Source organism: Micromonospora sp. RTP1Z1, from assembly GCF_033804685.1.
Classification (GTDB): domain Bacteria; phylum Actinomycetota; class Actinomycetes; order Mycobacteriales; family Micromonosporaceae; genus Micromonospora.
In genome coordinates this window covers 23,971-30,079 of record NZ_JAPFQV010000076.1, presented here as the reverse complement: position 1 = coordinate 30,079, position 6,109 = coordinate 23,971, and the positions used below count along the sequence as shown (strand labels likewise).

At 70.3% G+C, this 6,109-nt stretch carries 6 protein-coding genes and 1 pseudogene; 3 read left to right on the top strand and 4 right to left on the bottom strand.

All coding sequences use genetic code 11. From position 1 onward, the window contains the following. Positions 1-123: 123 nt before the first annotated feature. On the bottom strand, positions 124-1,305 hold the full coding sequence (locus SLP03_RS27670; protein WP_319463575.1) for a low temperature requirement protein A: 1,182 nt from the start codon (positions 1,303-1,305) through the stop codon (positions 124-126). 259 nt (positions 1,306-1,564) lie between these two features. Here SLP03_RS27670 and SLP03_RS27665 point away from each other — a divergent pair, with 259 nt between their 5' ends. Continuing rightward, positions 1,565-1,984, top strand: a complete 420-nt coding sequence (locus SLP03_RS27665; protein WP_319463578.1) for a hypothetical protein — start codon at positions 1,565-1,567, stop codon at positions 1,982-1,984. Positions 1,985-2,197: 213 nt separating this feature from the next. Here the strand turns inward: SLP03_RS27665 and SLP03_RS27660 are convergent. The 3 genes and pseudogenes from SLP03_RS27660 to SLP03_RS27650 form a co-directional block, all read right to left on the bottom strand. Next, a pseudogene (locus tag SLP03_RS27660) lies at positions 2,198-2,941 on the bottom strand (SPFH domain-containing protein); the annotation flags it as partial. Then, positions 2,938-3,498, bottom strand: a complete 561-nt coding sequence (locus tag SLP03_RS27655) for a DUF5994 family protein (RefSeq protein WP_319463574.1) — start codon at positions 3,496-3,498, stop codon at positions 2,938-2,940. The gene SLP03_RS27655 and the pseudogene SLP03_RS27660, both read right to left, overlap by 4 nt. A 3-nt stretch (positions 3,499-3,501) precedes the next feature. Next, positions 3,502-3,939 carry a lipopolysaccharide assembly LapA domain-containing protein gene (locus SLP03_RS27650; protein WP_319463573.1) on the bottom strand — a complete coding sequence of 146 codons (438 nt, stop codon included), beginning with the start codon at positions 3,937-3,939 and terminating at the stop codon, positions 3,502-3,504. A gap of 567 nt (positions 3,940-4,506) precedes the next feature. Between SLP03_RS27650 and SLP03_RS27645 the strand changes: the two genes are divergently transcribed. Both SLP03_RS27645 and SLP03_RS27640 read left to right on the top strand, forming a co-directional pair. Next, positions 4,507-5,229 (top strand): ANTAR domain-containing protein, encoded by a 723-nt coding sequence (locus SLP03_RS27645; protein WP_319463572.1) that lies wholly within the window; start codon positions 4,507-4,509, stop codon positions 5,227-5,229. Positions 5,230-5,324: 95 nt separating this feature from the next. Next, entirely contained in the window at positions 5,325-6,053 is a 729-nt protein-coding gene (locus SLP03_RS27640; RefSeq protein ID WP_319463571.1) for a GAF and ANTAR domain-containing protein, read from the top strand. Positions 6,054-6,109 lie beyond the last annotated feature (56 nt).

The following is a 6,109-nucleotide window of genomic DNA, read 5'->3' as shown; positions in this document are numbered from 1 at the left end:
GACCACGCCCACCACTGGAGCACCTGGCGCCGCCGCCACCAAGCCCGCTCACGCTGGTTCCACCAACGCACCCGACTCAGCCGCGCATACGCCCTGGTCAACTAGCCATTGGCGGCTGCCGTACTAGAGGGCGGGTGATGGTGGCTCGGGCGGGCCTCCATGGGCGCGAACGGCGTCCGCGACGGCGATCCCGGCCAGTACGAGGGTGCCCACGACGGCGACCACCAGTGGGGGTACGAGCACCATCGCGGGTGCCGCGACGGCCAGCACGAGCAGCCCGACCAGCCGGGACGGCGACACCCGGCTGAATACCTCGTATTCGAATCGGGCCCGCCCGGCCAGGAACAACGCGGGTCCGCCGAAAACGACGCTGACCAGCCCGGGCGTGGTGTCCTCGGTGGGATGGGCGATGACGAATGCGAAACCGGCGGCGGCGACGACCACGCCGGCCACCATGAGCAGGTGGGTGTACGGTGCGGACCTCACGAATCGACCCGGGTCGTGGGAGGCTTCGATGGCTGCTTGTAGCAACGCCCCGGCGCGGTGGACGTAGATCTGCCACAGCAGCACGGTCGTGGCGAACGCGACCAGGAGCGCCCCGGTCCGGTCGGCCGTGAACCTGTTATCGGCGTAGGTCAGAGTGGTGACGAGGATGAGATCGCCGAGGGCGAGGGTGAAGAACTGCTGGTAGCGCTCGGCCAGGTGGTCGGCTGCCACCTCGTACTGTGACGTGGGCACCCGACCGAGTCGGGGCGTGGGGTAACGACGCCAGGCTGTTCCGTAATCGATGGCGAGCGCTGCCGACCACAGTAGGCCGCGCGCCGCGCCTTCCACCAGGCCGCCAGTGAGCCACGGTACGGCGGAGACAACAAACCAGAAGATGAACCGCCCGGCGTGTAGTTGCGCCTGGCGGCCGTGGAGCGCGGACGCCAGGAAGATGCCGCGGCCAACGTGAATCGCCACGTACGCGCTCACGAACACCATGGCGTGGTCGGAGAAGGCTGCGGGCAGTGCAGCAGCCATCAGGATGGTGCCGAGCATGACCCAGAGCGTCATGAGAAAGATGGGCGGCCGCTGTGGATGGTAGAGGTCGGTTGCCAGTGCGGTGACGGACCAGACCCACCAGATCGCCATCAGCAGCACCAGGGTTTGAAAAATGCCGCCCCAGTCGAGATTCCTGGCCAGCGTCTGTGAAGTCAGAGCGAGTGCGGCGACGAATACCAGATCAAGAAGCAACTCCAGCAGGGTCGCTCGCTGCGGACCCTCGCCCTTGCGCGCCAGCCCCACCGCTCGGTTGGTCGTCACCGGCTGGTCGACCGCAGGCTAGCGGGAATCGGTGGCACCCTTCGGTGGCGAAATTTCGCCAGCCGGATGAACTCAGACGCGGCCACACCTAACAATAACGGCGCTTCTCGGCCTAATAGGATGAAATACGCGCGCCGCCGCTGCGGAAGCTGGACAACGGAGCGCTCCGTGGTTTGACCGGTGGCCTAGGGTGAGGGACGCGTAGCTGCCCTGGTCCCTGGCGGTGCCCCAACCGTAGGCACACCACCAGGAGCATCGGATGGCTGTCCCACGCCTCTACGTCGTGCCGGGTACTGAGTCCGTCAATGATCTCGTCAAGCGGATCGCCGACCGCGACCAGGCCGCTTTCCGCCGTTTCTACCGTCGTCTTGTCCGCGCCGTCTTCGCTCAGGTGTGTGAGAGCCTCGACAGCCCGGCGCTCGCCGTGGCGGTGACCCGGGCGGTGTTCGTCGAGGTGTGGCGGCTCGCGCCGATGCCCGCCTCCCGCCAGCTCGACGGCACCGCCTGGGTGACCGCCATCGCCGCTCGCCGGGCCGCAGACCGGCTCCGCGAGATCAACGGCCCTGCGCCGGCCCTCGGCACCGCCTATGACGATCTCCTCGGTCGTGAACTCGCCGTCGCGCTGGGAACCGAACCGCCGGCACACGCTAGAACTTCCTTCCACACACCGACCGACTGATTGACTGCCTGCCGCTTGCCGCCAACTGGCTCGCGGCTCGCGGCTCGCTGCCAGCCGTCGTCGCCGCACATCCCATCCCGGGGTTGGCGAGCACCCGGGTTGTAGCCGATCCCACCGGTGCCGGCCCGGTGACCGGGGGGCGGTCACCGGGCGGGTGCCACGTCCGGTCAGCCCACCGGAATCGGCGTGGCCTCGGGATCGGGCTCGCTGGTCACGCGTCGCACGTCCGGCATCGTCACGGTCTTCGGGGGCCCGCGGCCGGGCCGCGACGACCGGCGCCGGCGTGCTCACGGCGGGCGTGACGCGGTCCAGGAAGCGCAGGAGTTCGACGGGGAACGGCATGACGAGGGTGCTGTTCTTCTCGGCGGCGACCTCCACGACTGTCTGCAGCAGTCGCAGTTGCAGGGCGGCGGGGTCGGCGGCCATTGTGGCGGCGGCCTGGGCGAGTTTGGTGGCAGCCTGGTATTCGCCGTCCGCGGCGATGACCCGGGCGCGGCGTTCGCGTTCGGTCTCCGCCTGGCGGGACATGGACCGCTTGTCCCGGTCGGAGAGCAACTCGTCGAGCTCGGCGCGGCCGATCACCGCGCGCAGCGAGGTCTGGGCAACCTGGGATACGGCTCAAAAGAACGCTCTGCACGTTCACCAGAGCCTTGACGGGGTCGACGACGCGGAAGTAGACGACCGCGTCGACGCGTACGGAGACGTTGTCGCGGGTGATGCCGTCCTGGGTGGGAACGCTGAGGGTGGTGATCTGCAGGTTGACCTTCACCAGCCGGTCGACGCCGGGGACGATGAGGTCAGCCCCGGGCTGCGGCTGCCCTCCTGCACCCGGCCGAAGCGGAAGACCACCCCGCGTTCGGACTGCTGGACGACGCGCACCGCCCGGGCGGCGGTGATGAGGCCGATGATGCCGATCGCCACGATCGCGATCACGATGGTTGTCTCCAGAGCGTTCATGCGGGCTCAGTGCGGGGACGGGTGGTGGATTCGGTGTGGCCTCGGTGGATTCCAGCCGACGCGGGGCTGCCGCCCTCGTTGTCCCACACCGCGTACGCGTCGGAGCTGGTCGTCGTTGTCGCGTCCTGCGGGGTCGGTCCGGCGGTGGGGATGTCGGGTGCGTGCCTGAGGTTGGTCGGATCGGCGGCGGTGGCCATGGCCCGCTCGGCTGCCTCGGGTGTCGTGCCGGGTGGCACGACGAGCAGGTCGACCTGGTCGTCGCGGCCGGTGGTGGCGACCAGCAGGGCGGGGTCGAGGGTGTCGAACCAGCCGATCCGGACCACGTCCGGCCCGACGGCCAACCGGCGGATCCGGCTGTCCCAGGTGTGGATGTTGAGCATGATGTGCCGGATCCGGCCATGGCGTTCGGTCAGGGCGAGGACGAGGCCGGGGAGTTCGGCCACCGGGTCCCAGGAACGCGGCCACCATCCGCCGTCCAGGACCGCCCGGCCCCTGGTGGGAGCGAGGGACAGTCGGGGCCGGGAGGGCGGCGACGGGGGGATCACGGCGGTGGGCATGGCTCACCTGTCCTGGCGGTATGTACGCGGCGGCGTAACGCGGGCGGTGCTGGTCACCGTCGGGGAGAGCGGACCGGGCCTGGGTCGGGCGTCGGGGTTTCCGGCGGGACCGCGTTGCAGCATCCGGAGCTGCACGATGCGGGCCGTGCCGGGGAGGGCGACGAGCAGGATCCCGAAGACCGCGGCTAGCAGCAGGGCAACGCCCATGGGCAGGTGTCCGTGCGCGCCGAGGAACGACACCTCGGCACGCTGGCCGTTCTGCAGCACGAAGATCAGGAGCAGCAGGAGCACGAACGCGAACACCACGGCGGCGACCCACAGGCCGCCCATCCGGGACCGTGCCGCCGCCGGTCGGTCCGGCGTGGGCCAGGAAGCGGCGTCGGTGCCGTCGCGGCCGTTAATCGGGGGAACCGGGTCAGGATGGTTGCGGGGTGCGGTCATCACAAACCGCCGCCTTCCAAACAGCAGCTGACATGCCTGAATGCCGTGAGGAGCCAGCGCAGGCATGGGCGATGGCGGGCGTGTGACGCGGTGTCCCAGTCCGGAACGCCGGTGCGACGGGACGGGTCGGGCCCAGGGGGCGCACGAGGAGGCCGGCGACGTGACCGGTTGATGTCGTGCGTCGGGCGGCCAACACGGCAACCTCGATCGGTGGGGTGCGTCCGCCAGCGGCGAACTGTCGGCCACCGGGGTCCCGAGCGACAGCTACCATCGTACGCTTCTGCGTGCCTGCCGCTGATCGTGTCGGCTACCGCCTTCGCGGCCCAGGTCGCCGGGTGCCCGCCACGCAGGGGCGCCGCTCAGGAGTACGGTGAGAGCGTCGCCCGGGACCCCGGTCATCCGCACGGCATATGTCCGCTTCGGACGACCCGGGTCGGAGCCAGTCTTGGACGAGCGAATCAGCGGGACCCGTCCCCGCTTGCGAGTCGCTTCTCGCACCCGCGTGCCTGTGCTCCGACTGACCGCGTCCGATTGTGGTCGCGGGGCCGATCCCGGTACGGCGAACCGATGAACTCCGATCGCAGAATCCGGCTGTGGGCCCTGGTCGTGGACGTGGCCCGGGGCGGGATGGTCGCGGTCGAGCACGTCTGCGCCGCGTCGGTGGCGGTCGCCGGCGTCGACTCTGCCGCTGTCGCGGTGACGCTGCGCACCACCCCACGGGAGGTGCTGTGTGCCAGTGACCGGATCGCGTCGGAGCTGGAGGAGCTGGCCCTGACCCTCGGTGAGGGTCCGTGCGTGGACGCGATCACCGGCGGCCCGGAACTGGTCGCCGATCTGGCGGCGCCGGAGTGCCTGGCCCGCTGGCCGGCGTTCGCCCCGGCGGCGGCGCTCGCCGGGGACCGTGCGGTGTTCGCGCTGCCGCTCCAGGTCGGCGGGATCCGTCTCGGTGTACTGGACCTCTACCGTGCGCGGTCTGGCGGCCTCGACGGCGAGCAGCTGGCCGACGCCCTAGTGTTGGCTGACACGGCGTGCGCGGTGCTGCTCGATGGCGCGCGGCCGGACCGGGACGAGCGTTGGCCCGAGCAGGCCGGTCTGCAGCATCCCGAGGTGCACCAGGCCACGGGGATGCTCACGGTCCAGTTGGGGGTGACCGCGGCGGTGGCGCTGATCCGGTTACGCGCCTTCGCCTACTCCCACGGCCGGCGCCTGCGGGATGTGGCAGGTGACGTGGTAGCCCGCCGCCTGCGTTTCGACTCCACCGACGACGCACGGGATGGCGAGGCCGGGTGAGAGCCGGACCCCGGCCGGCGGGACGCGGCGGCGCGGACCACGGCCCCGTACCGCCGGAGAACCGGCGGGACTATGGTATGACCAGGGTGAGTGACATGGCCGAGAGTCAGCTAGCCGACGTGTTCGTGGAAATGGCCGACACGCTCGTCGACGATTTCGACGTGCTCGAGTTCCTGCACGTGCTGACCGAACGGTGTGTCGAGCTGCTGGGCATCTCGGCGGCCGGGTTGCTGCTGACCGACCAGCAGGACACCCTGCAGGTGGTGGCCGCCTCCTCCGAACGCACGAGGCTGCTGGAGCTGTTCCAGCTGCAGACCGACCAGGGTCCGTGTGTGGACTGCTTCCGTACCGGCCAGCCCGTGTCGGTGGTCGACCTGGCCGCCGCCGGCCGATGGCCGCGGTTCACCGCCGCCGCAGCCGAAGTCGGGTTCGCCGCGGTACACGCCCTACCCATGCGCCTGCGCTCCGAGGTGATCGGCGCGCTGAACCTCTTCGACACCCACCCGGGCGCACTCGACGAAGGCAAGCTCCGCATCGGTCAGGCCCTGGCCGACGTGGCCACCATCGGCCTGCTCCAGCAACGCGCCGTCCACCGCCGCGAGATCCTCACCGAACAGCTGCAGACCGCACTCAACAGCCGAGTCCTGATCGAGCAGGCTAAGGGTGTGCTCGCCGAGCGCCTCCACGTGGACGTGGGTGAGGCCTTCGCGCTGCTGCGCGACGGTGCCCGCAGCCACAACCGGCGGCTGTCCGAACTGTCCCAGGCGATCGTCGACGGTTCCGAGCAGCTCGCGCCGGGAGCGGTAGTCAAGCAACCCGGCTGACCGCCGGCTCAGGCCGATGCCGTTGGAGCGCCTCCTTCCGGTGGTCGGTCGACTTG

Excerpts from the sequence above, each read along its gene's own strand:
- SLP03_RS27645 (WP_319463572.1), top strand. The coding sequence starts at position 4,507 with ATGAACTCCGATCGCAGAATCCGGCTGTGGGCCCTGGTCGTGGACGTG.
- SLP03_RS27650 (WP_319463573.1), bottom strand. The coding sequence starts at position 3,939 with ATGACCGCACCCCGCAACCATCCTGACCCGGTTCCCCCGATTAACGGC.
- SLP03_RS27640 (WP_319463571.1), top strand. The coding sequence starts at position 5,325 with ATGGCCGAGAGTCAGCTAGCCGACGTGTTCGTGGAAATGGCCGACACG.
- SLP03_RS27665 (WP_319463578.1), top strand. The coding sequence starts at position 1,565 with ATGGCTGTCCCACGCCTCTACGTCGTGCCGGGTACTGAGTCCGTCAAT.
- SLP03_RS27655 (WP_319463574.1), bottom strand. The coding sequence starts at position 3,498 with ATGCCCACCGCCGTGATCCCCCCGTCGCCGCCCTCCCGGCCCCGACTG.